The organism is Pseudarthrobacter sp. AG30, from assembly GCF_003116525.1.
GTDB lineage: Bacteria > Actinomycetota > Actinomycetes > Actinomycetales > Micrococcaceae > Arthrobacter.
The window spans coordinates 43,440-68,156 of the sequence record NZ_QEHL01000026.1 but is presented as its reverse complement, the minus strand read 5'-3'; the positions used below and the strand labels follow the sequence as shown (position 1 = coordinate 68,156).

19 protein-coding genes are annotated in these 24,717 nt (G+C 67.9%); 11 read left to right on the top strand and 8 right to left on the bottom strand.

Annotated features, from left to right (window positions below; all coding sequences use genetic code 11):
• The first annotated feature begins 47 nt into the window (after nucleotides 1-47).
• From DC347_RS18820 to DC347_RS18770, 11 genes are all read left to right on the top strand, one after another.
• Nucleotides 48-2,024, top strand: a complete 1,977-nt coding sequence (locus DC347_RS18820) for an APC family permease (protein ID WP_043423783.1) — start codon at nucleotides 48-50, stop codon at nucleotides 2,022-2,024.
• Nucleotides 2,021-3,409 (top strand): class I SAM-dependent RNA methyltransferase, encoded by a 1,389-nt coding sequence (locus tag DC347_RS18815; protein WP_109864033.1) that lies wholly within the window; start codon nucleotides 2,021-2,023, stop codon nucleotides 3,407-3,409. The genes DC347_RS18820 and DC347_RS18815 overlap by 4 nt, the downstream gene beginning before the upstream one ends.
• Nucleotides 3,410-3,574: 165 nt before the next feature.
• Nucleotides 3,575-6,388: an aconitate hydratase gene (locus DC347_RS18810; RefSeq protein ID WP_018761112.1), complete on the top strand. Its 2,814-nt coding sequence runs from the start codon at nucleotides 3,575-3,577 to the stop codon at nucleotides 6,386-6,388.
• Between the two features lie 129 nt (nucleotides 6,389-6,517).
• Nucleotides 6,518-8,491 carry a 1-deoxy-D-xylulose-5-phosphate synthase gene (dxs, locus tag DC347_RS18805; RefSeq protein ID WP_109864032.1) on the top strand — a complete coding sequence of 658 codons (1,974 nt, stop codon included), beginning with the start codon at nucleotides 6,518-6,520 and terminating at the stop codon, nucleotides 8,489-8,491.
• Nucleotides 8,488-9,105, top strand: a complete 618-nt coding sequence (locus tag DC347_RS18800) for a DUF402 domain-containing protein (RefSeq protein ID WP_018761114.1) — start codon at nucleotides 8,488-8,490, stop codon at nucleotides 9,103-9,105. The genes dxs and DC347_RS18800 overlap by 4 nt, the downstream gene beginning before the upstream one ends.
• Nucleotides 9,102-9,662 (top strand): hypothetical protein, encoded by a 561-nt coding sequence (locus DC347_RS18795; protein ID WP_018761115.1) that lies wholly within the window; start codon nucleotides 9,102-9,104, stop codon nucleotides 9,660-9,662. Before DC347_RS18800 ends, DC347_RS18795 begins: the two co-directional genes overlap by 4 nt.
• A 9-nt stretch (nucleotides 9,663-9,671) precedes the next feature.
• Nucleotides 9,672-10,649, top strand: a complete 978-nt coding sequence (locus DC347_RS18790; RefSeq protein WP_109864031.1) for an aldo/keto reductase — start codon at nucleotides 9,672-9,674, stop codon at nucleotides 10,647-10,649.
• Nucleotides 10,650-10,683: 34 nt separating this feature from the next.
• Entirely contained in the window at nucleotides 10,684-11,721 is a 1,038-nt protein-coding gene (locus tag DC347_RS18785) for a nucleoside hydrolase (RefSeq protein ID WP_109864030.1), read from the top strand.
• A gap of 194 nt (nucleotides 11,722-11,915) precedes the next feature.
• Entirely contained in the window at nucleotides 11,916-12,767 is an 852-nt protein-coding gene (locus tag DC347_RS18780; protein ID WP_109864029.1) for a glycosyl transferase family 9, read from the top strand.
• A gap of 10 nt (nucleotides 12,768-12,777) precedes the next feature.
• Nucleotides 12,778-13,566: an energy-coupling factor transporter transmembrane component T gene (locus tag DC347_RS18775; RefSeq protein ID WP_109864028.1), complete on the top strand. Its 789-nt coding sequence runs from the start codon at nucleotides 12,778-12,780 to the stop codon at nucleotides 13,564-13,566.
• Nucleotides 13,559-15,130 (top strand): ABC transporter ATP-binding protein, encoded by a 1,572-nt coding sequence (locus DC347_RS18770; RefSeq protein WP_109864027.1) that lies wholly within the window; start codon nucleotides 13,559-13,561, stop codon nucleotides 15,128-15,130. Before DC347_RS18775 ends, DC347_RS18770 begins: the two co-directional genes overlap by 8 nt.
• 51 nt (nucleotides 15,131-15,181) lie before the next feature.
• Here DC347_RS18770 and DC347_RS18765 read toward each other — a convergent pair whose 3' ends face one another.
• The 8 genes from DC347_RS18765 to msrB all read right to left on the bottom strand — a co-directional run bounded on the left by DC347_RS18765 (nucleotide 15,182) and on the right by msrB (nucleotide 24,703).
• Entirely contained in the window at nucleotides 15,182-17,341 is a 2,160-nt protein-coding gene (locus DC347_RS18765; RefSeq protein ID WP_109864026.1) for a 3-hydroxyacyl-CoA dehydrogenase NAD-binding domain-containing protein, read from the bottom strand.
• On the bottom strand, nucleotides 17,338-18,618 hold the full coding sequence (locus DC347_RS18760) for an acetyl-CoA C-acyltransferase (protein ID WP_206073967.1): 1,281 nt from the start codon (nucleotides 18,616-18,618) through the stop codon (nucleotides 17,338-17,340). The genes DC347_RS18765 and DC347_RS18760 overlap by 4 nt, the downstream gene beginning before the upstream one ends.
• A gap of 118 nt (nucleotides 18,619-18,736) precedes the next feature.
• Nucleotides 18,737-20,071 carry an HRDC domain-containing protein gene (locus DC347_RS18755; RefSeq protein ID WP_109864025.1) on the bottom strand — a complete coding sequence of 445 codons (1,335 nt, stop codon included), beginning with the start codon at nucleotides 20,069-20,071 and terminating at the stop codon, nucleotides 18,737-18,739.
• Between the two features lie 39 nt (nucleotides 20,072-20,110).
• Nucleotides 20,111-20,761 (bottom strand): DUF3000 domain-containing protein, encoded by a 651-nt coding sequence (locus tag DC347_RS18750; RefSeq protein WP_109864024.1) that lies wholly within the window; start codon nucleotides 20,759-20,761, stop codon nucleotides 20,111-20,113.
• 66 nt (nucleotides 20,762-20,827) lie between these two features.
• Entirely contained in the window at nucleotides 20,828-21,925 is a 1,098-nt protein-coding gene (locus DC347_RS18745) for a low specificity L-threonine aldolase (protein WP_109864063.1), read from the bottom strand.
• A 40-nt stretch (nucleotides 21,926-21,965) separates the two neighbouring features.
• Complete coding sequence (locus DC347_RS18740; RefSeq protein WP_109864023.1) at nucleotides 21,966-22,700, bottom strand: SDR family NAD(P)-dependent oxidoreductase; 735 nt, start codon at nucleotides 22,698-22,700, stop codon at nucleotides 21,966-21,968.
• A complete protein-coding gene (locus DC347_RS18735; protein WP_109864022.1) occupies nucleotides 22,697-24,064 on the bottom strand; it encodes a DUF6421 family protein in 1,368 nt (455 codons plus the stop codon). Before DC347_RS18735 ends, DC347_RS18740 begins: the two co-directional genes overlap by 4 nt.
• A gap of 165 nt (nucleotides 24,065-24,229) precedes the next feature.
• A complete protein-coding gene (gene msrB, locus DC347_RS18730; RefSeq protein ID WP_109864021.1) occupies nucleotides 24,230-24,703 on the bottom strand; it encodes a peptide-methionine (R)-S-oxide reductase MsrB in 474 nt (157 codons plus the stop codon).
• Between the last annotated feature and the right edge of the window lie 14 nt (nucleotides 24,704-24,717).

Genomic DNA, 24,717 nt, shown 5'->3' with positions numbered 1-24,717 from the left:
CCCGGCTCCGTCATGACATCGTCCGCGATTCCGACTAGCTTTGTGGGGTGTTGACAATACTGAACGCCGTCAAACGCGTGCTGGTGGGCAGGCCTTTCCGGAATGACCGCCTTGCCCATACCCTGCTGCCGAAAAAGATCGCACTGCCGATCTTCGCGTCGGACGCGTTGTCGTCCGTTGCCTATGCCCCGGATGAGATCCTGCTGACCCTTGCCTTGGCCGGCGTCAGTGCGGTGGCGATTTCACCGCTGGTGGGTCTGGCCGTGATGGTGGTCCTGCTGACCGTCGTTGCCTCCTACCGGCAGAACGTCCACGCCTATCCCTCCGGCGGAGGCGACTATGAGATTGCCAACGTGAACATGGGAAAGTACGCGGGCCTGACTGTTGCCTCCGCGCTGCTGGTGGACTACGTCCTGACGGTTGCCGTGTCCATGTCCTCGGCCGCGGCGTACCTCACCACAGCTGTACCGTCGCTGCACGGCCAGCAGGCAATCATTGCCACCATCGGCGTCGTCATCCTTGCCTTGGTGAACCTGCGCGGCATCAAGGAAGCGGGCAGCGTCTTCGCGGTCCCCACGTACATCTTCATGGCCTCCATCCTGGGCATGACCGCGGTAGGCATCTTCCAGGCGGCCACCGGGCAGCTTGGCCAGGCGCCGTCTGCAGCCTTCACCATCGTCCCGACCGAAGGCTTCGACCAGGGCCTCGTGGGCCTCGCCGGTGCCTTCCTGCTCCTGCGGGCTTTCTCCTCCGGCGCCGCGGCACTGACGGGTGTCGAAGCGATCAGCAACGGCGTTCCCAACTTCCGGCACCCCAAAAGCAAGAACGCGGCAACCACCCTGCTGCTCCTGGGCATCATCGGTGCCGCGATGCTCGCAGGCATCATCTACTTGGCGAACGCCACGAAGGTCCACATCGTGCTGGACCCGGCCAAGGAGTTCCTGCTCGACGGCAAGCCGCTGCCCGAGGGCTACATCCAGAACCCCGCCATCAGCCAGATCGCACAGACCATCTTCGGCCCCGGTTCCATCCCGTTCTACATCGTGGTGGCAGCCACCGGCGTCATCCTGGTGTTCGCCTCAAACACCGCCTTCAACGGCTTCCCAGTGCTGGGCTCCATCCTGGCGCAGGACGGCTACCTGCCCCGGCAGCTGCGCACCCGCGGCGACAGGCTCGCCTTCAGCAACGGCGTGCTGGCCCTTGCCGCCGGCGCCCTGGTGCTGATCATCTCCTTCGACGCCGACGTCACCAAGCTGATCCAGCTCTACATCGTGGGCGTCTTCATCTCCTTCACCCTCAGCCAGCTGGGCATGATCAGGCACTGGGGCCGCGAACTCAAACTCGTCAAGGACAAGGCCGTCCGGCGCCGGATGCTGAAATCCCGCACCATCAACACCATCGGGTTCGGCATGACCGGCCTGGTGCTGGTCATCGTCCTCATCACCAAGTTCCAGCAAGGCGCCTGGATCGCACTGCTGGCCATGTTCATCCTCTTCCTGATCATGTGGAGCATCCGGGCGCACTACGACAATGTGGCCAAGGAACTTGCCGTGGACGAGGACTCCTCGCCGCGCGCGCTGCCCACCCGGGTCCACGCCGTGCTGCTGGTCTCGCACGTCCGCAAGCCCGTGCTGCGTGCCCTTGCCTACGCCCGCGCGTCCAGGCCGTCGCGGCTGGACGCCATCACCGTGGACATCGACCCGGAAGAGACCGCGCACACCATTACCGACTGGGAGAAGCTCGAAATCCCGGTCCCGCTGACGGTCCTTGCCAGCCCGTACCGCGAGACGGTCACGCCCATCATGGACTACGTCAAGCAAATGCGCCTTGACTCCCCGCGGGACCTCATCGTGGTCTACATTCCGGAATACGTCGTGGGCAAATGGTGGGAGCAGCTGGTGCACAACCAGACCGCGCTGCGGATCAAGACCCGGCTGCACTTCGAGCCCGGCGTCATGGTGGCCAGCGTTCCCTGGCAGCTCAAATCATCCGAAGAAGCCAAGAACCTGCAGGACGTCCAGTGACCGCAAGAACCTCGCCCACGGCAGTGTCGGCATCCGACCAGGCCGGCCACGCCGGCGAAGAGGCCGTGCTCGACGTCGGGCCGGTTGCCCACGGCGGGCACTGCGTGGCCCGCCACGAAGGCCGGGTGGTCTTTGTCCGGCACGCCATCCCCGGCGAAAAGGTCCGTGTCCGGCTGACCGATGCCGGCGACCACGCCAAGTTCTGGCGGGCGGACGCCGTGGAGATCCTCGAAGCGTCCCCGGACCGGGTGGAGCACTTCTGGCACCTCGCCGATTCAGCCCGGGCCTGGGGCCACGGCCATCCGCCGGTGGGCGGCGCCGAATTCGGGCACATCACGCTGGCCCGGCAGCGGCAACTCAAAGCGGACGTCCTGGCCGAGCAGCTCACCCGGCTCGCCGGCGTTGACCCTGCACCGTCCGTGTGGGCCGGCAGCGTCGAAGCCGTGGGGGAGGCGCACGACGACGGCTCCGGCCTCGGGTGGCGGACGCGGGCGAGCTTTTCGGTCACCCCCGGCGGCAAGCTGGGGATGCACGCGCACCGTTCCGGGCATATCGTTCCGGTGCGGGATATGCCGCTGGCCACGGAAGCGGTCAACGCCCTCCGCCTGTGGGAGCTGGACCTGCAGGGCATCGAACGCGTTGAGGTGGCGGCTCCGGCGAACGGCTCCCGCCCACTGGTGCTCCTGGCTCCGGCGCCGGGAACCAAGGACAAGCGGCTGCGGGCCATTGCCGCCGGACTGCCGGCGGAGGTATCCGTGGCGGCGTTCGATCCGGTCAGCGGCGACGCGACCCAGGTCCGGGGACGGACGTGGGTGCAGGAAACGGCGGCCGGCCACGATTACCGCGTGTCGGGCGCGGGCTTCTGGCAGATCCACCGCGACGCGCCCGGGACACTTGTGGGCGCCGTCACGGAATTCCTGCGCGGCGGCGGCTTCCTGCACCCCGGGGCGGTGGTGGCGGATCTGTACGCCGGGGCCGGATTGTTCACTGCCGTGCTGGCCGATGCCGTGGGGGAGACCGGGTCCGTCCTGTCGGTCGAAGGTGCACCCGGCTCCAGCCGCGATGCACGCAAGAACCTCCATTCCGCTCCGCAGGTGGAGGTGGTCCAGGGCCGCGTGGAGCGCGTGCTCCGCCAGAAACCGCGGAATTTCGACGCTCTTGTCCTCGATCCGCCCCGTGCGGGGGCTGGGAAAGCCGTCGTCGGGCAACTCATTGCCTCGCAGCCCCGTGCCGTTGCCTATGTGTCCTGCGATCCGGCGTCGTTTGCCCGTGACCTCGGTTACTTTCGGCGCTCGGGCTGGGAACTCGCCGGGCTCCGTGCCTTCGACTTGTACCCCCACACCCACCACCTGGAGACCGTGGCACTGCTGGCTCCCGGTCCGTGATGCCACCGGCGTTTTGGACTACGATGGCCGTAGTAGTCCCACGTCGCGCCCGAATTCTCGGCCGGCCGTGTGCAATTTTCGGGCCCTCGAACTACTTAGGGCATCCTAACTAGCAGGCGGTCAACCGCGCGACAAAGATGAAACTGTTGCGAGAGGAGTCCTGCGATGAGCACTGTGGACAGCTTCGGTTCAAAAGGCAAACTTAATGTAGCCGGAACCGATTACGAAATTTTCCGGTTGAACTCCGTTGAAGGTGCAGAAAACCTTCCGTTCAGCCTCAAGGTATTGCTTGAAAACCTGTTGAGGACCGAGGACGGCGCGAACATCACGGCCGACCACGTCCGCGCACTGGCCGGTTGGGATCCCAACGCCGAGCCCGACACTGAAATCCAGTTCACGCCGGCGCGCGTGATCATGCAGGACTTCACTGGCGTGCCCTGCGTTGTGGACCTCGCCACCATGCGTGAAGCCGTCAAGGAACTCGGCGGCGACCCCAAGCGGGTCAACCCGCTGGCACCGGCGGAAATGGTCATCGACCACTCCGTGCAGATCGACGCCTTCGGTAACTCCGGCGCACTGGAGCGCAACATGGAGATCGAGTACCAGCGCAACGGCGAGCGGTACCAGTTCCTCCGGTGGGGCCAGACCGCGTTCGACGACTTCAAGGTCGTCCCGCCGGGAACCGGCATCGTGCACCAGGTCAACATCGAATACCTGGCCCGCACCGTCATGACCCGCGAGGTTGACGGTGCCCTGCGCGCCTACCCCGACACCTGCGTCGGCACCGACTCGCACACCACCATGGTCAACGGCCTGGGCGTGCTCGGCTGGGGCGTCGGCGGCATCGAGGCCGAGGCTGCCATGCTGGGCCAGCCCGTCTCCATGCTGATCCCGCGCGTCGTCGGCTTCAAGCTGACCGGATCCATCCCGGCCGGTGCCACCGCCACCGACGTCGTCCTCACCATCACCGAACAGCTGCGCCAGCACGGCGTGGTGGGCAAGTTCGTCGAGTTCTACGGCGAAGGCGTCGCGGCTGTGCCGCTGGCCAACCGCGCCACCATCGGCAACATGAGCCCCGAATTCGGTTCCACCGCCGCCATGTTCCCGATCGACGACGTCACCCTCGACTACCTGCGCCTCACCGGCCGGTCAGACGAGAACGTCGCCCTGGTCGAGGCCTACGCCAAGGAGCAGGGCCTCTGGCACGACCCCTCCCGTGAGATCAAGTTCTCCGAGTACCTCGAGCTGGACCTGTCCACCGTCGTTCCGTCGATCTCCGGACCGAAGCGCCCGCAGGACCGCATCATCCTCACCGAATCCAAGGCCCAGTTCCGCGAGGACCTCCGCAACTACGTCAAGGTGGACCTCGCCGACGGCAGCCTGGACGAAGCGATCGACGAGAGCTTCCCGGCTTCCGACTCGCCGTCCTTCACCGCCTCGGCGACCCACCTTACCGAGCAGGCCCCGCACGCCCACGGTCCCAAGTCCAACGGACGTCCGTCCAAGAAGGTGGCTGTCACCACCGCCGACGGCCGCGAGTTCGAACTGGACCACGGAGCCGTGTCGATCGCCTCGATCACCTCCTGCACCAACACGTCCAACCCCTCCGTGATGCTGGCCGCCGCACTGCTGGCCCGCAACGCCGTGGAAAAGGGTCTGGCCGCGAAGCCTTGGGTCAAGACCTCCGTGGCTCCCGGCTCCAAGGTGGTCACCGACTACTACAACAAGTCGGGCCTGACTCCGTACCTTGAGAAGCTCGGCTTCTACATCGTGGGCTACGGCTGCGCCACCTGCATCGGCAACTCCGGCCCGCTCGACCCCGAGATCTCCGAGGCCATCCAGGCCAACGACCTCTCCGTCACCGCCGTCCTCTCCGGCAACCGCAACTTCGAAGGCCGGATCAACCCGGACGTCAAGATGAACTACCTGGCCTCCCCGCCGCTGGTCATCGCGTACGCCCTGGCCGGAACCATGGACTTCGACTTCGAAAACGATGCCCTGGGCCAGGACGAGGCCGGCAACGATGTCTTCCTCAAGGACATCTGGCCGAATCCGGTCGAGGTCCAGCAGGTCATCGACTCCTCGATCGACAAAGGCATGTTCGCCCGCGGCTACGAGGGCGTCTTCGAAGGCGACGACCGCTGGAAGGCCCTGGACACCCCCGCCGGCGACACCTTCGCCTGGGACGAGAAGTCCACCTACGTCCGGAAGCCCCCGTACTTCGAGGGCATGCAGGCCCAGCCGGAGCCGGTCAAGGACATCACCGGTGCGCGCGTGCTGCTGAAGCTTGGCGACTCCGTCACCACCGACCACATCTCCCCGGCCGGTTCCTTCAAGTCCGACACCCCGGCGGGCCAGTACCTCCTGGCCAACGGCGTGGAGCGCAAGGACTTCAACTCCTACGGTTCGCGCCGTGGCAACCACGAGGTCATGATCCGCGGCACGTTCGCCAACATCCGGATCAAGAACCAGCTGCTCGACGGCGTCGAAGGCGGCTTCACCCGCGACTTCACCCAGGCAGACGGCCCCCAGGCCTACGTCTACGACGCCGCGCAGAACTACCAGGCAGCCGGTACCCCGCTGGTGGTCCTGGCAGGCAAGGAGTACGGCTCCGGTTCGTCCCGCGACTGGGCCGCCAAGGGCACGGCGCTGCTGGGCGTCAAGGCCGTCATCGCCGAAAGCTACGAGCGCATCCACCGCTCCAACCTGATCGGCATGGGCGTCCTTCCGCTGCAGTACCCGGCCGGCCAGAACGCCGCCAGCCTGGGCCTGACCGGCACGGAAACCTTCGCGGTTGAGGGCGTCACCGCCCTGAACGAAGGCACCACGCCGAAGACCCTGAAGGTCACCGCGACGGCCGAAGACGGCACCACCACGAGCTTCGACGCGGTCCTGCGCATCGATACCCCGGGTGAAGCCGACTACTACCGCAACGGCGGCATCCTGCAGTACGTGCTGCGGCAGATCTCCGCGAACTAGCGGAACAGCTGCGCAGCCAGCATCCTCCCCGAAGCCCCGGCCGGTCCCCGACCAGCCGGGGCTTCGGCTTTGCAACCAAGCCAAGGCGTTAGAGTTAAACGGCACGTCTACCACCCGAAGGAGGGGTCATTGGGAATCTTGGACACCATCCGGAATCCGCAGGACCTGAACGAGTTGACCGAGGAACAGCTGGAGCAGCTGGCTTCGGAGATCAGGGAGTTCCTGATCACGAACGTCTCACAGACGGGCGGACACCTCGGACCCAACCTTGGCGTGGTGGAACTGACGCTGGCCGTCCACCGCACCTTCGATTCCCCCCGCGACAGCATCGTCTTTGACACGGGCCACCAGTCCTACGTCCACAAACTCCTGACCGGACGCCAGGACTTCAGTACCCTCCGGCAGGAAGGCGGCCTCTCCGGCTACCCCTCACGCGCGGAGTCCGGACACGACATCGTGGAAAGCTCGCACGCATCCTCATCCTTGTCCTGGGCGGACGGCATCTCCCGGGCCCGCCAGCTCACCGGCAAAGGCGACCGGCACGTGGTGGCCATCGTGGGCGACGGCGCCCTGACCGGTGGCATGGCCTGGGAAGCCATCAACAACATCGCCGCGGACAAGAAACGCCGGGTTGTCATCGTAGTCAACGACAACGGCCGTTCCTACGCCCCGACCGTGGGCGGATTTGCCGACTACCTCGCGTCCCTGCGCCCCACCATCGACTCCTTCCGCGCCGCACCCGCCTATGAAGGCGCCCTGGACTGGTGGAAGAAGAAGCTCCAGAACGGCGGCCCCGCAGGACAGTTCACCTACAAGAGCCTGCACGCCATGAAAAAAGGCATCAAGGATTGGTGGGCTCCGCAGGGCATGTTCGAGGACCTCGGCATGAAGTACATCGGACCGGTGGACGGCCACAACCTCCAGGCCATGGAGCATGCGCTCTCCACCGCCAGGAACTACGGCGGCCCGGTCATCGTCCACGCCATGACCGAAAAGGGCCATGGCTACGCGCCGGCCCGCGCCCATGAAGCGGACCAGTTCCATGCGGTAGGCATCATCGATCCCGAAACCGGCGAACCAACGGGCACCGGCGGCGCGCAGTCCTGGACGTCCGTCTTCGCCGACGAGATCGCCGCCATCGCCGACGAACGCGAAGACATCGTCGGCATCACCGGCGCCATGCTGATCCCGGTGGGCCTGCACAAGTTCGCGGCCAAGCACCCGAAACGCGTCGTCGACGTCGGCATCGCAGAGCAGCACGCCCTCACCGCTGCTGCCGGCATGGCGTTCGGCGGCCTCCACCCCGTCGTCGCCGTCTACGCCACCTTCCTGAACCGGGCCTTCGACCAGTTGCTGATGGACGTCGCCCTCCACAAGGCCGGCGTCACCATCGTGCTGGACCGCGCCGGCGTGACCGGCCCGGACGGCGCCAGCCACCACGGCATGTGGGACATGGCCATGGTCCAGATCGTTCCTGGCCTCCACCTCGCCGCACCACGCGACGCCAGCCGCCTCCGGGAAGAACTGCGGGAAGCGGTGGCCATCAGCGACGCGCCCAGTGTGGTCCGCTTCTCCAAGGGATCCGTGGGTCCCGAAGTGGACGCCCTCGAACGGCTCAGCGACGGCGTTGACATCCTGGCCCGCCGACCCTCCGGATCCACCGAGAACGACGTCCTGATCGTCAGCGTGGGTGCCATGTCCGAGCTCGCCCTCGATGTCGCCAACCGGCTCGGTGCCCAAGGCATCAGCAGCACAGTGGTGGATCCGCGCTGGGTGCTCCCGGTCCGCCGCTCCATCATCGCGCTGGCCTCGCACCACCGCCTGGTGGTCTGCATCGAGGACGGCGTCCGGGCCGGCGGAGTCGGCTCCCGCATCCGGCAGGAAATGCGCGCGGCAGGGGTGGACACCGCCCTGAACGAGGTTGGCCTGCCCGTCGAGTTCCTCGACCACGGCACCCGCGCCCAGGTCATGGAGCGCGTGGGGCTCACCGCCCAGCAAATAACGCACGACATCGTCGCGCAGGTTTTGGGTACAAAGGTCCCGTTCGCGCGTCCCCTGCCCGGGCAGCAGCACCCCACCACTGGCAGCCTCCCGATCCTGTGAGGGACGAAGACGCACTGAAATACCCGGGGGCCGTGGGGGAGTCGGGGCCGGTTCTGCATACCACCACCACCCGCGTGCCCGGCAAACTCCAGCCCGGGCAGCTGGTGGTCTCCCGCAACCGGAAATGGAACGGCAAGGCGCACTGGGTGGTCCCCGGCCGGTACCTTGGCGAAGACCGGCATGGCTGGTGGATCTTCCAGGGCACCAACGAGTTCTGTTCGCGCCCCGGCGCCGCGTTCTATACGCGCTCGGACGCCGTGCTCCTGGTGCCGCGGCAGGGCGACTGGGTGGCCACGTTCTACGATTCTGCCCATCCCGCCGGCGTGCGGCTCTACATCGACCTCGCCGTGGGCCACGAATGGACGGACATCCGGCCCGCCGTTACGGAGTTCCATGTGATCGACATGGACCTGGACGTGATCCGCACCGAATCTCGCGGCGTCTTCATCGACGACCAGGACGAATTCGCCGAGCACAGCGTGTCCATGCGCTACCCCCAACGGCTGGTCGAGGACATCCAGGCGGCCGCGGATGAGCTTTTCCATGCCGTGAAGGCGCAGCAGGCGCCTTTCGACGGTACCGACGTTGAATGGTTTACAAAGGGACGCATATGAGCGGCATAGTCAGGGTCTACAAGCGCGACGACGAGGGCACCCTCCACTTCCGGGAAGCCTGGTTCGATGAGGAGTACTCCCAGTTCGTCATGAATTTCGGCGTCGTGGGGCACCAGAGCAAGACCGAGGAAACCGACGTCAGCGACGCCGAGGGTGCCGAGAGCCTGCTGGATGCCTTCGCAGCCCAGTGCCAGGAGGACGGCTACGCCGAAATCCCCAACGAGGAGCAGTCCTGGGTGGTGGCCCAGTTCGCCCTCAAGACCAGGGAGGGCACGGAGCGGGACCGCTACCTGGAGCAGAAGGCCAAAGATGCGCTCATCAGCCACCTTGCCTGGCGGGGCCTTGGAACGGTGGAAAGGTCTGAGTTCACGGATTACAAACTCAACATTTTCTGCCTCTGCCCGGAGGTGAACAAGGCCGTTAATGCCATCAAGGTGTGCGCCCGCGGCGAGGACCTTGACTTCACCAAGCTCAGCATTGGTGCCGCCCCCTATACCGAACCCGGGCAGTTCAAACTCAAGCACTCAGCCAAGCCCGCCAACAGCTTCAGCCTCTAGGAGTCGTCCGTGACCAGTTACCGCCGCGTTGGAAAATCAGGCCTCACCGTCTCCACGGTGGGCCTCGGATGCAACAACCTGGGCCGCGCCAACACCGCCACTGAGTCGCAGGAAGGCACGGACGCCGTCGTCTCCGCAGCCCTGGAGGCCGGGATCACGCTGTTCGACGTCGCGGACAACTACGGCCGGGAACCGGGACTGAGCGAGACCATGCTGGGAAAGGCGCTGGGAAACCGGCGGGACCAGGCTGTGGTGGCCACCAAGTTCGGGATGGACGCCAAGGGCGCGAACGGCCCCGACTTCGGTGACCGGGGCTCGCGCCGCTACATCATCCAGTCCGTCGAAGCGTCACTGCGGCGGCTCGGCACCGACTGGATCGACCTCTACCAGTTCCATACCCCGGACCCGCTGACGCCCATCGACGAGACCCTCGCCGCTCTCGACGACCTCGTCCGCAGCGGCAAGGTACGGTACATCGGCCACTCCAACCGGGCCGGATGGCAGATCGCCCAGGCCGAGTACGTGGCCCGGGAACTCGGCGGCGCACGCTTCGTTTCCACCCAGAACCACTACAACCTCCTGGACCGCCGGGCAGAGCAGGAAGTCACCCCCGCCGCCGAAGCCCTTGGCCTGGGCGTCCTGCCCTATTTCCCGCTGGCCAACGGCCTGCTCACGGGCAAGTACGCGCCCGGCCACGCGCCCGACGGTTCCCGCCTCAGCCACACACGCACCAACATGGTGGAGGACGCCGACTGGGACCAGCTGGGCCGGTTCAGCCTGTTTGCCAAGGAACGCGGCCTGACCGAGGTGGAGGTGGCCTTCTCCTGGCTGGCTGCACAGCCGTCCGTGGCCAGCGTGATCGCGGGTGCCACCAAACCGGAGCAGGTCCGCCAGAACGCCTCGGCCGCCGACTGGCAGCCCACGGCCGAAGACCTCGCAGAGCTGGATGCGATTTTCCCCACCGTTCCCAAGGTTGCCCTCTTCTAGGACACCGGAGACCCACAAGCCCCGTACCGCGACTGTGACCTCATATCTGCTCGACGTCGATACCGGCATCGACGACGCCCTCGCCCTGGCCTACCTCGCCGCGCTGCCGAAGACGGAATTCGTATCCGTCACTGCGACACCGGGAAACGTGGACGCCGACCAGGTGGCCCGGAATACCCTCGCACTGCTGGAGCTGTGCGGCAGACCGGGCGTCGAGGTGGCCATCGGGGCGCGCGGGCCGCTGTCCATTCCGCTGACCACCACCCCCGAAACGCATGGGCCGCAGGGGATCGGATACGCGGTGCTGCCCGAGCCCGCCGGACAGGTCTCGGCGCGGAACGCCGTCGACCTGTGGATCGAACACGCCCGCGCCAGGCCGGGGGAGCTCACCGCCCTGATCACGGCGCCGCTGACCAACTTCGCCTTGGCACTCCGCCGGGAGCCCGGCCTGCCGGACCTCCTGGCCGGCGTGGTGATCATGGGCGGGAGCTTCTACCACCAGGGGAACACCACCCCGACGGCCGAGTGGAACACGCATGTGGACCCGCACGCGGCCAAGGAGGTGTTCGCGGCGTACCGCGGCAAGCCGCTGGCCAAGTTGCCGATCGTCTGTTCGCTGGACACCACCGAGCGGATGGAGCTGCGCCCGGAACACGTCCGGCAACTCGCCGAGTCCGCCGGTGCAGCCGTGCCGGAACTGGTCCTGCCGGACCAGCCTGAGGGCCTGCGCAGCACATCCGGCAACACCCTCATCCGCCATCTGTCCGACGCACTGCGGTTCTACTTCGAGTTCCACCGGCTGTACGACCAGGGCTATGTGGCACACGTCCATGATTTCTTCGCCGCCGGAGTTGCCGCCGGCACGCTCGAGTACGACGTCCGCCCGGCCACGGTGGACGTCGAAACCAGCTCGCCGTTGCTGATGGGAACCACAGTGGCCGATTTCCGCGGACTATGGGGCGCTCCGCCGAACGCCAGGATTGTTTCCGGCAACAACCCGGAGCAGGCCTTCCGCGAGCTGGTGTCCGCCGTCGGCGGCCTGGCCCGGCGGCTGGGACTGCCGCTGGCCTGACTGCCGGCCTGACTGCCCACCAGGCGGCGAAGGATTACCGGACCGCGGCCGGCTTCCACCCCCGAAATGCCCGGTAGAATGGGCCACGGACCGGCCCGGCGCAGTTGCCGCCGGCTGCTGCCGAGGTGACATAGGCAGCCCCACCCCAGCCCGGTTCTGCCGGGCCACTGCCCGCACCCGAAGGAACATTTCCCATGTCATCGCCCTCCCTGACGCTTCCGTCCCAGGAACGCCCGGCGGCCCGCCGCCGCCGGCTGCTGGAGATCCTCGGCGCCCTGGCCATCGCCGCAACCTACGTCTACCTGGTCCTGAACCAGCCCGCGGACATCACCGGAGGCCCCGGCAGTGCCTCGGCCCTGATCGCACTCTCCGGCTTCCTGGCCGGGGCGGTCCTGCTCATCGCGGCCGTCCTGCCCACGCTTCCCGCATCCACCTTGGTGCTGATCCCGGTGGCGTTGGTCCTGAACATCGTGCTGGGCCAGTTCGTCGGCAGCACCCTGGTGCCCTTCTACCTTGACGCCATCGGTACCGTGCTGATCGCCGTCCTGGCCGGTCCCGCCGCGGGCGCTGCCACGGGCGCCCTCAGCAGCATCGTCTGGTCGTTCTTCAACCCCACCGTGCTGCCTTTCGCGGCAGGCGCCGCACTCATCGGCTGCCTGGCCGGGCTCGCCGCCCGCTACGGCCTCTTCCGCCGTTTCTACCTCGCCCCGGTGGCCGGCTTCGTCACCGGCATCATCGCCGGTGTGGTGTCTGCCCCCGTGGCCGCGTTTGTCTTCGGCGGAACCTCGGGCGTGGCCACCGGCGCGATCGTGAGCGCCTTCCGTGCCATGGGTGACACCCTCCTGGCGGCCATCACCAAGCAGGCACTGATCTCCGACCCCATGGACAAGGCGATCGTGTTCACCATCGTGGCCATCCTCGTCTATGCTTTGCCGCGCAGGGCCCGGCAGCAGTTCCCGTTCCTGCGCCGCCACCGTGTCCTGGCAGGCAAGGTCCCGGCCGGGACCACCGAGGCGCCGGCACAGGGCGCTGCCCGGGACCACTGACCGCACCGCCGTGACCGCATCCCCTGAACGCAGTGCCGCCGGGCCGGCCAGGCCGGTGCGCCTGAATCCGCTGACCTTGCTGGCTGCTGCCGGGAGTACAGCGGTCATCACGACGGCGGCCGGCAGTTGGCCGCTGTCGCTCACCGTGATTGGCGCCTCCCTGGGTCTTTCGGCGGCAGGCGGGACCGCCCGCCGCGTCCTGGCTGCCGCCGCGGCAATCCTGGTTCCCCTGGGCCTGTCACTGTTGATGCTGCACGGGCTGTTCTTCCCCGAGGGGACCACCGTCCTGGCCGCATGGGGGCCTGCTCGCGTCACGGTGGAAGGACTCGGGTTCGCCGGCCAGCGGATCCTCCAGCTGGGCGCCGTGGTCCTGGCATTGCTGGTCTTCTCCTTCAACGTCAGCCTCCCGGACCTCGTGGCGGCTTTGTCCGCCCGCGGCGTGCAGGGCCGGTTTGCGTTCGTCCTGGCCTCCACCCTGACACTGCTGCCGGCCATCAGCGCCCGGGCGCGGCGGATCCGCCAGGCCCAGGAGTCGCGGGGGCTGGTAGTGACACGGAACCTCCTGTCCAGGCTTGCCGCGTTCCGGCTCCAGGCTGTCCCCTTGGTCCTGTCCCTGGTGGAGGATGCCGGCACCCGGTCCGCGGCCCTGGAAGCACGGGGACTCAGCAACACCGGACCCCGCACCAGCTACCGGGAAGTGCCCGACTCGCGGCTGCAGCGCACGGCACGGGCCGTCCTGGTGCTGGCGGCCGCGGCGGCGCTGGTGCTGCGGCTGGTACAGGCAGGTGCCAGTGCCTGAGCGCCTGAGGGACGCCGACACCGCCGTTCACGGCAACCTCCCGGTCCTGGCGGCCGGCATCCGGTCCTTCACATTCCACGACGACGAAACAGCGGCCCTGCGCGACGTCACGGTTTCCTTCACGGCAGGTTCCTTCACGGCGATCCTGGGTGCCTCCGGCAGCGGCAAGTCAACCTTGGGCCGCCTGCTCGCTGCGTGGCTGCCGCCGGGTGGCCACGGAGCGCTGGCCGGCTTCCTGGAGCTGTCCGGTTCCCGGCTCGAGTTCGACGGCGGCCCCGACGACCCCCGGATCGATCCCGCCCAGTGGGGCCGGCACGTGGGTTTCGTTCCACAGGATGCAGCCACGGTCCTGTCCACCGTCCGGTCCACCGTGGCCGAGGAACTCGCGTTCGGCCTGGAGAACTCCGGGATGGAACGTACCGCCATGCAAGCCGCGGTGGGGCGCACCGCAGCGTTGTTGGGCCTGCACGATCAATTGGAACAGGACCCGGCCCGGCTCTCGGGCGGCCAGCTCCGCCGGCTGGCAATCGGCTGCGCCATCATTACCGGGCCGCCGGTGCTGGTCATGGACGAGCCGTTCGCCTCCCTTGACGCGGCCGGCGCCGACGGGCTCGCCGCTGTGGTGCGGGACCTCCTGGCCCGGGGGACCGCCGTCGTCATCCTTAGCCAGTCCATCGATCCGTTGCTCCTGGAGGCCGGGACGTGGGTGGTGCTGTCCGGCGGGACCGTCACCGCCAGCGGTCCGCCCGCCGCCATGGGGGCCTGCTCCGGGGCGGTGCCGCCGGCCATCCGCCGCCCCGCCGCCGCGGCGGCAGCGGTTGCCGGACCCCGTCCCGTGGTGCCGCAGACGGGTACCCCCGCGTTGGAGCTGCGGGGTGTCGACTTCGCGTACCCGGGCGGGCCGGGGGCCGGCAGGTGGCGGCGAAGAATTGTTCAAGCGGGGCATCCGGGTGGCGTTGCACCCGTGCTGCGGGGAGTCGAGCTTGCCGTCCATCCGGGGGAGATCGTCGCGGTGACCGGACCCAACGGGGCGGGAAAATCCACCCTCCTGCGGCATTTCAACGGACTGCTTCGCCCCAGCGCGGGGTCGGTGCAGGTGCGGGGTGCCAACATCTCCGGCGCACCCGTGGGGCGGACGGCGGCCTCGGTGGGCTTGCTGTTCCAGCAGCCCCGCGACCAACTGTTCGAACGGTCCGCCGTGCGGGAGGTCGGTTTTGGTCTTGACCGCCTGGTGGGTCCGGCCCAGGCAGCCCGCCGTGCTGCGGCGGCGCTGGAGTCAGTCGGGCTGGCAGGCGCTGCGCGCGAACACCCCGCCGAACTGCCGGCGTCAGCCCAGCGCCTCCTGGCCCTGGCCACCGTCCTGGCGCGCAAGCCGGCCGTCCTGGCACTGGATGAACCCACTGTGGCGCTGGACGGCGACGGGCTGGCCCTGCTGGATGCAGCCGTCCGCCGGGCAGCCGCGGAAGGCGCCGCCGTCGTGCTGGTTACCCATGACCTGGGCTACGCACGTTCGGCGGCCCACCGCCTTCTGGCGCTCGACGGCGGCCGCCTGGTTCCTGCCTGACCATCCCCGCCCGCAGCGCCTGGTGGGGATGGCCAGGTTGGACCGAAGCGCCTAGGCGGGGCGGGACGCCACGCCGGGGGCCAGGAAACGCCGTCCGTTCACACGCTCCGACGCTCCCACCCGGTCCAGGTAAGGCGTGATGCCACCGAGGAACAGGGGCCAGCCGGCGCCAAGGATCATGCACAGGTCCACGTCCTCAGGTCCTGCCACGACGCCCTCGTCCACCATCAGGCCAATCTCCTCGGCCAGTGCATCCTGGACGCGCCGCAGCACCTGCTCCCCGGTGGAGGGGCTGGAGCCGAAGGACAGCAGTTCAAGGGTGGAGGCGGGGATAGCCCGGGTGCCGTCAGGTGCAGTTTCCCAGAGCGCCTTGACGTTGTTGTCGATGAGCGCAGCCAGGTTGGCGGAGACCGGGAAGCGGTCGCCGAATGCTGCGTGCAGTGACTCCTGGACGTGCTGTGCCACGGGGAGGCCCACCATGGCCAGGAGCGTGAAGGGGGTCATGGGAAGTCCCATGGGCCGCAAGGCGTTGTCGGCCACCTCGGCCGGGGTTCCCTCATCGAATACCGCGGTGACCTCTCCCATCAGCCGCAGGAGGATGCGGTTGACCACGAACGCGGCCGCATCCTTGACCAGCACGGCGCTCTTCTTCAAGGCCTTCGCCAGTTCAAATGCAGTGGCCAGCACGGCGTCGTCTGTCCGCGGGGCGCGGACAACCTCCAGCAGCGGCATCACGGCCACGGGGTTGAAGAAGTGGAACCCCACCAGGCGTTCCGGGTGCTCCAGGTCCTCGGCCATCGCCGTCACGGACAGGGACGACGTGTTGGTGGCCAGGATGCATTCCGGCGAGACAATCGCCTCAACCTCCTTGAACACCTGCTTCTTGACGCTGAGTTCTTCGAAGACCGCCTCGATCACGAAGTCCGCATCCGCAAAGGCGTCCTTGGATACCGAGCCGGTCACCAGCGCCTTGGTGCGGTTGGCAGCGTCCTGGCTGAGGCGTTTCTTGCCCAGCAGCTTGTCCACTTCTGCATGGACGTAGGCCACGCCCTTGTCAACGCGGGCCTGGTCGATGTCCGTCAGCACAACGGGCACCTTGAGCTGGCGTGCGAAGAGCAGCGCCAGTTGGCCGGCCATGAGTCCGGCGCCCACCACGCCCACCTTGGTGACGGGGCGGGCCAGTTTGCGGTCGGGCGCCCCGGCGGGCCGCTTGGCGCGCTTCTGCACCAGGTCCAGGAACGCGTACACGGTGCAGCGGAACTCATCGGTCTGCATCAACTCGGCCAGCGTCTCGCACTCAACGGCGGCGGATTCCGCCGCCGTCATGGTGCGGTTGGCCTCGAGGAGGTCAAGGACCTTGCCCGGCGCCGGCGACGCGCCCGACGTCTTGGCCTCCACGAACTTGCGGCCGGCCGCAACTGCGGCCTGCCAGCGGGCTTCCACCCCGGTGGCGGAAGGGTCGACGGCGTTGGCGCGTTCCGGAACGACGCCGCCGGAGATGACTTCCGCGGCCCATGCCAGCGACTGTTCCAGGAAATCCGCGGGTTCGAAGAGGGCGTCGGCGATGCCCAGCGCGAACGCCTGCGGGCCGGACAGAGTCCGGTTGTTGCTGAGCGGGTTTTCGATCATGACCTTGACGGCGTTCTCCGGGCCCACCAGGCGGGGGAGGATGTAGACGCCGCCCCACCCGGGAACGAGCCCAAGGAATGCCTCCGGCAGGGCCAGGGCCCCGGCACCGGTGGACACGGTGCGGTACGTGGACTGCAGGGCGATTTCCAGGCCACCGCCCAGCGCTGCCCCGTTGATGAAGGCAAAGCTGGGGACGCCAAGGTTGGCCAGGGTGGCGTAGACGTCGTGGCCCAACTGTGCCATCCACAGGCCGTGCTCACGCTTTTCCAGCGATTTCACCGCGGAGAGGTCCGCACCGGCCACGAGGTAGTGCGGTTTTCCGGTGACGCCGACGCCCACGATCTCGCCGCGGGCAGCACGTTCGCGAAGGCCCTCCAGGACCGTACCGAGTTCCACCAGCGTGTTGGGGCCCAGGGTGGTGGGCTTGGTGTGGTCGAGATCGTTATCGAGGGTGATGAGGGCGAATGTGCCAGGTCCCGGCTTGCCGTCCGTGCCCGGAAGGACGATGTCCTGCACGTAGGAGTGGGTGACAGTTTCGTTGGGGAAAAGATCCGCCAACTTGCGGTAATCTGCGGCGCTCATGCGGTGGCTCCTTCGGAAACGGTGGTGGCGGCGGTCTGCCCCGAGGGGGCTCCGCTGTAGTCGGGGTGGTGCGGGTTCTCCCAAATCACTGTGCCACCCATTCCCAGTCCCACGCACATGGTGGTGATGCCGTAGCGCACCGAGGGGTCCTCCTCGAACTGTCGGGCCAGCTGGATCATCAGCCGGACTCCTGATGATGCCAGCGGATGGCCCACGGCGATCGCCCCGCCGTAGCGGTTGACCCGGGGGTCGTCGTCGGCAATGCGGTAGTGGTCCAGGAAGCTTAGGACCTGCACGGCGAAAGCTTCATTGATCTCGAACAGGCCGATGTCGTCGATGGTCAGGCCGGCGTTCTTGAGGGCCTTCTCGGTGGCCGGTACCGGTCCGATGCCCATGACCTCGGGTTCCACGCCGGCGTACGCGTAGCTGACCAGCCGCATCTTCACGGGCAGCCCCAGTTCGGCGGCGGCCTCGGAGGACGCCAGGACAGCGGCTGTCGCGCCGTCGTTCAGCCCGGCGGCGTTTCCGGCGGTGACCCTGCCGTGCGCGCGGAAGGGCGTGCGAAGGGATTCGAGGTCCGCCATCGTGGTGCCGGGGCGGGGTGGTTCATCCTTGCTGTGGACGGTCCAGCCCTGGCCCGGCTTCCGGGCGGCCACCGGAACCAGGTCCGGCTGGATCCTGCCTTCCTGGTAGGCGGCGGCAAGCTTGTCCTGAGAGGCCACCGCGTAGGCATCGGTACGCTGCTTGGTGATCGCCGGGAACCGGTCGTGCAGGTTTTCGGCGGTGTTGCCCATGTTCAGGGCCGCCGGGTCCACCAGGCGCTCGGACATGAACCGCGGGTTGGGGTCTGCGCCGGAGCCCATGGGATGGTGGCCCATGTGCTCCACTCCGCCGGCGATCACCACGTCGTAGGCGCCAAAACCGATGCTGCCTGCCGTGGTGGTCACGGCGGTCATGGCGCCGGCGCACATCCGGTCGATGGCAAAGCCCGGGACCGTGCGCGGAAGTCCCGCCAGCAGCGCGGCGGTCCGGCCGAGGGTGAGCCCCTGGTCCCCGGTCTGGGTGGTGGCGGCGACAGCTACTTCATCGATCCGCTCCGCCGGAAGGGACGGATTGCGGCGCAGCAGGCCGCGGATGCATTTGACGATCAGGTCATCGGCCCGGGTCCCGGCGTAGATTCCTTTCTCGCCGGCCCTGCCGAAGGGTGTGCGGATGCCGTCCACAAAGACGACGTCGCGGACAGTGCGCGGGGATGCGCCGCTTCCGTGCTGGCTCACGTGTAACTCCTCATCGAGACGTAGCGCCGGATGCATGCCGGAGGACGGCAGCAGCATGGCGTCGGTTCCACCGATGTTACTCGTGAGTAACTTAGGCCGCAAGGGCCGGAGGCCTTGGTTACTGGTCGTCCGCGGCGGCAGCGGATTTGGGCTCCCTGGGCGGCAGCGGCTGCGGGTTCAGGAAAGCCGCCGCGATCAGCGGTGCCGCCAGTTCCACTTGCCACCGGCGGGCACCGAGCGTCTGCAGTTCGGCGGAAATGGTTTCCTCCGTGACCTCGGCAGGCGGGCGCCAGGCCACGCGCCGCAGGAAGTCCGGCGTCAGCAGGTTCTCCAGGGGCAACTTCAGTTCCTCGGCCTTCTCCTGGAGCAGCGGCCGCGCGGTGGCCAGCCGGGCGGCGGCCTCCGGATCCCGGTCTGCCCAGACCCGCGGCGGTGGTGGGGCGTTGGTGGCCAGGTGCAGGGGAGGCAGGTCCTCGAGGTCCCGCGCGGCGGCAATGCACCGGAGCCAGCGCGGTGCCTCGCGCTGCGCCGCCCGGCCGTGGAAGCCCTTGGTTCCCAGCAACTGGGGCACCGTGGCGGGCATGGCCTTGGCCGCTGCCACCAGGGCGGAGTCCGGAATGAGACGGCCAGGCGCGACGTCGCGCTTTTGTGCGAGGGAGTCGCGTTCAAGCCAGAGCTCCCGGACCGCGGCAAGCTGCCGGCGGTCCCGGATCTGGTGCAGGCCTGAGGTCTTCCGCCAAGGATCCACCCGCGGGGGAGCGATCCCGGCAGCAAGAATGGCGGCGAACTCCTGCTCCGCGTACTCCAGCTTCCCGTCAGCCTGCAGCAGTTCAATGAGTTCCTCGCGCAGCTCCGTGAGGACCTCGACGTCGAGGGCGGCATAACGCAGCCAGGGTTCGGGAAGCGGGCGGGTGGACCAGTCGGCCGCGGAGTGCTCCTTGGCCAGCCCGAACCCCAGCAGCTGCTCGATGACGGCGGCAAGGCCCACCCGGGGCAGCCCGGCCAGGCGTGCGGCGAGTTCGGTGTCGAAGAGCTTGTCCGGCCACATGCCAAGTTCCGAAAGGCAGGGCAGGTCCTGGCTGGCGGCATGCAGGATCCACTCCACACCGCGCAGGGCGTCATTGATGATGCCCAGGTTCCCGAAGGGTTCGGGATCAATCAGCCAGGTCCCGGCGCCTTCGCGACGGATCTGGACCAGGAACGCCCGCTGGCCGTAGCGGAATCCGGAAGCGCGCTCGGCGTCCACCCCCGCCGGTCCGGTGCCGGCGGCGATGGCGGCGGCGCAGCGTTCCAGCCCGGACTGCGTTTCGATGACCAGGGGAACGCCGTCGCGGGGCGAGTCAAGGTCGATGATTTCGGGGATGGCGCTGTCGAAGCCCTCCACGGTGATATGGGGTGCGGCAGCAGCAGCCGGGACGCCGGCTGTGGTGTTTTCCGGAATGTTTGGGGTCATGGTTTCCCCAGTTTACCGGGCAGGTCCGTCAAAGCCCGGTCAGCTTCGGCGCCGGTGCGGGAGGGCGGTGACGCCGTCGGGGAGCGGCGGCAGCCCGGCGAAGGTGCACACCATGTCCGACCACGCCTCCAGGTGGGCCTGGACGTCGGAGGAATCCGGTGTCCAGGAGGCCCGGAGTTCGATGTCGATGGAGCCCGGGCGGCCGGCCAGGGTGCCGAAACTTTCGGAGAGGACACGCGTGGCGGTGCCGCCGGCCGCCCGGTAGGCCGCCTTGTGGTTTTCGAGCGCCTCCACCAGCCAGGTCCAGGCCACGGTCCCCAGCATCTGGTCGTTGCCCATGTCCGGTTCGAGTTCAGCGCGGATATAGGTGACGATGCGGAACTCGCCGTCCCAGACGGCCGAGCCGTCGGGGTCGTGGAGCAGGATGAAACGCCCCGTGGCGAGTTCCGTTTCGTCCTCGTCCCCCGAGGCCGGGGCCGAGGCGAAGGCCATGGCTGCCGGGCCGTGCACCGGAGTTGCGGGGGCGCCGGCGCCGGGCGCCATGACTTCGGCGCCCAGAGCGACGGCGAAGGGTGCCAGGCGGGCGGGTGCCGGGATCTCGGCGAGGCGCAGTTCACTGCGGCACTGTGCCTTCCTGAGGGTTCCCAAGGCATGGACGAAAGCCGGGGGAACCTGGTCAAGTGCGTTCACCTTGGCAGATTACGGGGCCGGACGCGGCACCGCGGGAAGGCTCGCCGTCGCGGGCCGGTCACCCGGTCACCCGGTCCGGCCGTTCCGGTAGTCCCGGAGTTCGTGCCGGATCGCGGCGGCAAAGGCATCAACGTCCTCCTCCGTGGTGTCGAAGGAGCACATCCACCGGACTTCGCCGGCTGCCTCGTCCCAGTCGTAGAAACGGAAGGAGCCGCGGAGCCGGTCGGCCACGCCGGGGGGAAGGACGGCAAATACGCCGTTCGACTCCGTCTCCTGGGTGGGCTGGACGCCGTCGATGGTGTCGACGGCGGCGCGGAGCCGGGTGGCCATGGCGTTGGCGTGCGAGGCCGAACGCAGCCACAGGTCGCCTTCGAGCAAGGCGATGAACTGGGCGGACAGGAATCGCATCTTCGAGGCAAGCTGCATGTCCATTTTGCGCAGGTACACCAGGCCGTGGGCCGCCTCCGGGTTCAGGGCCACCACCACCTCCCCGTAGAGCAGCCCGTTCTTGGTGCCGCCGAAGGAGAGGATGTCGACGCCCGCATCGCTGGTGAAGGCCCGCAGCGGGACGCCCAGGTGGGCGGCCGCGTTGGCCAGCCGCGCCCCGTCCATGTGCAGTTTCATGCCCTTCGCGTGGGCATGGTCGGCAATGGCCCGAACCTCGTCCGGGGTGTAGCAGGTGCCCAGTTCCGTGGTCTGGGTGATCGAGACTGCCAGTGGCTGGGCACGGTGCTCGTCACCCCAGCCCCAGGCCTCCCGGTCGATGAGTTCCGGCGTCAGCTTGCCGTCGGGGGTGGGGACGTGGAGCAGCTTCAGGCCGCCGATGCGTTCCGGTGCGCCGTTCTCGTCCATATTGATGTGGGCCGTGGAGGCGCATACCACGGCGCCCCAGCGGGGGAGCAGCGACTGCAGCGACACCACATTGGCGCCGGTGCCGTTGAAGACCGGAAAGCATTCGATGCCCGGGCCAAAGTGGTCAACCATCAGTTCGTGCAGCCGCGCGGTGTAGTCGTCTTCGCCGTAGGAGACCTGGTGCCCTTCGTTGGCGGCGGCCAGGGCTGCCAGGATCTCGGGGTGGACCCCCGAGTAGTTGTCGGAGGCAAACCCGCGCACGCCGGGGTCGTGCAGCCGCTGCGGGGCGCGTGTTTCTGCTGTTGTCGTCATTGGATTGCTCACGCTTTCAGTGTAGGGACAGTCGCGGCGGTCAGCCCGCCAGCCGGAGCCGGGCACCGTTCAGTTCGGCGGCCGGGGTGCCGAGCAGCCGGACGACGGCGGCAGCGAGGTCAGCCACGTCCGTCGCCCCCGGGAAGGACCGCTCCGGATGCTTGCGGCGCAGTCCGTCGTCCACCAGGGCCTTCACAGCCAGGACCACAGCGGCTGCCTGCCCGCCCCCGCCCCCGTCCTTCGAAGCCTTTCGGAAGCCGTCCGCCATGGCCATGGTCCAGGCTTCGGCGGCTGCCTTCGCGGCCACGTAGCTGGCCACCGCTGCGGTGGGCTTATCGAGTGAGGTGGAGGACACCATCGCGAAGCGGCCGTGCGTGGAGGCGGCGATGTCGTCGAAGAAGACGCGGGAGACGTTGCGCAGGGTGGTGATGGCGCTCCGTTCCAGGAACTCCCAGTCGTCGTCGGACTGGTCGGCGATGCCCGTGGCGCCCCGCCAGCCGCCCACCAGGTGGATCACCGCGTCGACCGTCCCCAAGGCGTCCCCGACGCCATCGCGCAGCCGGCGGACCCCGGCCATCTCGGCGAGGTCGCACGTGAAGGGTGTGACGCCGTCGCCCGCCTCCCCTGCGGCCGCCTTGATGCGGGTTGCATCAGAACCCACCGTGGCTACCCGGTGCCCGGCGGCGGCCAGGGCCCGGGCAACGGCAATTCCGGACGCACCGCTGCCGCCGGCGACCAGGACGGTCAATGCCGTGCCGTCCGGCAACTGGCTCACAGTGCTGACCGGCCGGTGATTCCCGCGGTCGAATCGATGACCGGGCGCATCTTCTTCTCCAATGCTTCGTAGAACATGGACAGCGGGAATTCGTCGTCCAGCACCTGGTCCGTCAGTCCGCGCGGGGTTCCAGCCAACGGCAGGGCGTCAGGTCCCTTGGCCCAGACGGAGGCCGGGTTGGGGGTGACGGTAGCCGACACCAGCTGGTACGCGGCCAGCCAGTGTGCTGTCTTGGGCCGGTCGATCGAGCGCCAGTAGAGTTCGTCGATGCTTTCGCCCAGGGCGATCACGGCGTCTGCGACCTCGTCCCAGTCGATGGTCAGGCGGGTGTCCGTCCAGTGCAGCACATGCTGCTGGTGGAGCCAGGCGAAGAGGAGCTGGCCGCCCAGGCCGTCATAGTTCCTGACCCGGCTGCCGGTGATGGCGAAGCGGAAGATCCGGTCGAAGATGATGGCGTACTGCACCAGCTTCGCATGGCGCCGGGCTTGCGGGTCGGCGTCGTCGTCCTTCTCAATCCGGACAGATTCGCGGAAGGCCGTGAGGTCGCAGCGAAGTTCTTCGAGGGAGTACAGGAAGTAGGGCATCCGCTGCTTGATCATGAACGGATCGAAGGGCAGGTCGCCGCGCATGTGGGTCCGGTCGTGGATAAGGTCCCACATGACGAAGGTGGCTTCGGTCAGGTCCTGGTCGGCCAGCAGCTCGGCGGCGCCTGGCGGCAGTTCCAGCGAGGTGATGTCCGCCGCGGCCTTGAGGACGCGGCGGAACCTCGCTGCTTCGCGGTCTGCGAAGATGGCGCCCCAGGTGAAGGTGGGAGTTTGGCTGACCGCCACGGTCTCGGGAAAAAGTACGGCGGAGTTGGTGTCGTAGCCGGGAGTGAAGTCCAGGAAACGGATGGGGACGAACAGCTTGTTCGAATAATCCCCGGCCTCCAGCCCGGCAATGAATTCGGGCCAGATGACCTCGATGAGCACGGCCTCCACCAGCCGGTGGCTGCTGCCGTTCTGGGTATACATGGGGAAGACCACCAGGTGCTGGAGGCCATCCTGGCGCTGCTGCTGGGGCTGGAACGCCAGCAGTGAGGCCAGGAAGTCAGGCACGGCGAACCCGCCGGCAGCCCACACGGAGAAGTCCTGGCGAAGGGCGTCCAGGTAGGCCGCGTCGTGGGGGAACGCGGGAGCGAGGGCCTCGATGGCGTCGACGATGGCGGACACCTGCCGGGAGGCCTCGGGGTGGTTTCCGGCCTCGGGAACCGAGCCGTCCTGGGCCTGGAGGGCCTGCAGGGCGGTCGCGGCACCCTTGAGCCGGAGCCAGTCTTCGTTCCGGGCGGAAATTCCCGCCACAGCGGTGGTCAGGGCCTCTGTCATCGTCGGCTGCCTTTCTGGTTGCTTGCTTCTCTGGCGAGCGTAACAAGCAACCAGAATGACTTATGCCTGGCAGTGCTGAGCGTAAGAAACTGTTGGTCTCCATGTGCTTTCACGACCGTCGAGGCCTGCATGGAACTGGTTGATCGGTGGCCTCAGGGGAGTCCTTCAGTTCCCGGACGGAACGTCGTCCGCGTTTTCCTTCTCCACGAGCCGCAGGGACACGGAATTGATGCAGTACCGCTGGTCGGTGGGAGTGCCATAGCCTTCCCCCTCAAACACGTGGCCCAGGTGGGAGTCGCACGCGGCGCAGCGGACCTCCACGCGGTCCATGCCCAAGGTCCGGTCGTGGATGTACCGCACGGTTCCCTCGGCCAGGGGTGCCCAGAAGGAAGGCCAGCCGCAATGGGAATCGAACTTCTCACTGCTGGTGAACAGTTCAGTCCCGCAGGCGCGGCACTGGTAGACCCCAGCCGTATGTGTGTCCCAGTATTCGCCGGTGTAGGGACGTTCCGTGCCGGCCTGGCGGAGGACCCGGTACTCCTCCGGCGTCAGTTCTTCCCGCCATTGGGCATCGCTTTTCTGCACGGGCGATTCAGTCGCGCTTGCCGTGGTGTCCGCTTGCCCGCCAACATCCACCATGCCCGTTGCCTTAT

What these genes read in the sequence shown, in the direction of transcription:
- DC347_RS18810 (WP_018761112.1), top strand. Translation starts at nt 3,575, where the DNA reads ATGAGCACTGTGGACAGCTTCGGTTCAAAAGGCAAACTTAATGTAGCC.
- DC347_RS18795 (WP_018761115.1), top strand. Translation starts at nt 9,102, where the DNA reads ATGAGCGGCATAGTCAGGGTCTACAAGCGCGACGACGAGGGCACCCTC.
- DC347_RS18780 (WP_109864029.1), top strand. Translation starts at nt 11,916, where the DNA reads ATGTCATCGCCCTCCCTGACGCTTCCGTCCCAGGAACGCCCGGCGGCC.
- DC347_RS18765 (WP_109864026.1), bottom strand. Translation starts at nt 17,341, where the DNA reads ATGAGCGCCGCAGATTACCGCAAGTTGGCGGATCTTTTCCCCAACGAA.
- DC347_RS18755 (WP_109864025.1), bottom strand. Translation starts at nt 20,071, where the DNA reads ATGACCCCAAACATTCCGGAAAACACCACAGCCGGCGTCCCGGCTGCT.
- DC347_RS18745 (WP_109864063.1), bottom strand. Translation starts at nt 21,925, where the DNA reads ATGACGACAACAGCAGAAACACGCGCCCCGCAGCGGCTGCACGACCCC.
- DC347_RS18735 (WP_109864022.1), bottom strand. Translation starts at nt 24,064, where the DNA reads ATGACAGAGGCCCTGACCACCGCTGTGGCGGGAATTTCCGCCCGGAAC.
- msrB (WP_109864021.1), bottom strand. Translation starts at nt 24,703, where the DNA reads ATGGTGGATGTTGGCGGGCAAGCGGACACCACGGCAAGCGCGACTGAA.